Consider the following 884-nt stretch of genomic DNA (forward strand, 5'->3'; position numbering starts at 1 on the left):
AAGTGCATCAAATACGCGCTAAACAATATTAAGCCTACAAGGAAGTTAGTTTTTCCTTAATCGTAAATTTATGGGGAGAGTCTATCAGCTCGACAATGTGGTCAGCGAGCACGTTTGCTTTAACTGGTAGGGTGAGCCAGCCCGCCAGAATTTGTAGGTGTTTTTCATTCTTATCGCTTGGCAGGGAGTGAGGGTAGTGAGCACTCACGCCCAGACAAATCGCATTGGCTTGCAAGGGCGATTCAATAAACTTATTTAGCAGTCCGCTTTCGGCAACGCTTCCTTTTCCGTCAGGCTCAAGATTGATAATAATTGCATCGAACTTCCTATTTTGAAGATATTCTTGGGCTATTTGGGCTGAGGTCGTGGTAAAAACCAAATAGCCCCGTTGTTCCATTTCGTCGACCATGCCGTGAAATATATCGATACCGTAAGTACCGATGATAAGAATCTCTTTCGCTTTTTCCTGCATAATTTCTACCTTAGAAATATCGGAGTCAAAATACTAGCTGGCCCGAATTATTAAAAACCGGACCAAGCTAGTATAGCAAAAATAGTTAAGAATTCATTTTATAGCTGTCTTTCTTCGCATAGGCAAAGTCGTTCAGAACTTTTTCAAAGCGCCTCGAATAAGCCTTTGGCTTGCTTAGCATCAGCTGACAGAAAACTTGCTGAACCTTTGTGTTGCTAGTTTTAGAGTAAAGTTGAAGTGCATATTTTGAGAAGTCTCTGACCATAAAATCAAATATTTGATCAATTAGGTCATCGTCAATTTCATTCAGATCCCAGCTTTCTAAAATCAACTGGCCGTAAGCGACCAAGGTAAATAACTCACCGACAATGAGTAAAAAGTCGATGTCCTTAATTTGCATCTTATTTGGGCG

Annotated in this window: 1 protein-coding gene and 1 pseudogene; both read right to left on the minus strand. The window is 40.7% G+C overall.

Annotated features, from left to right (window positions below; all coding sequences use genetic code 11):
• Positions 1-34 precede the first annotated feature (34 nt).
• Positions 35-472 carry a hypothetical protein gene (locus tag A3729_RS23180; RefSeq protein ID WP_068553596.1) on the minus strand — a complete coding sequence of 146 codons (438 nt, stop codon included), beginning with the start codon at positions 470-472 and terminating at the stop codon, positions 35-37.
• Positions 473-557: 85 nt separating this feature from the next.
• Positions 558-884, minus strand: a pseudogene (locus A3729_RS33370) (hypothetical protein); the annotation flags it as partial.

This window comes from Oleiphilus sp. HI0043, from assembly GCF_001634935.1.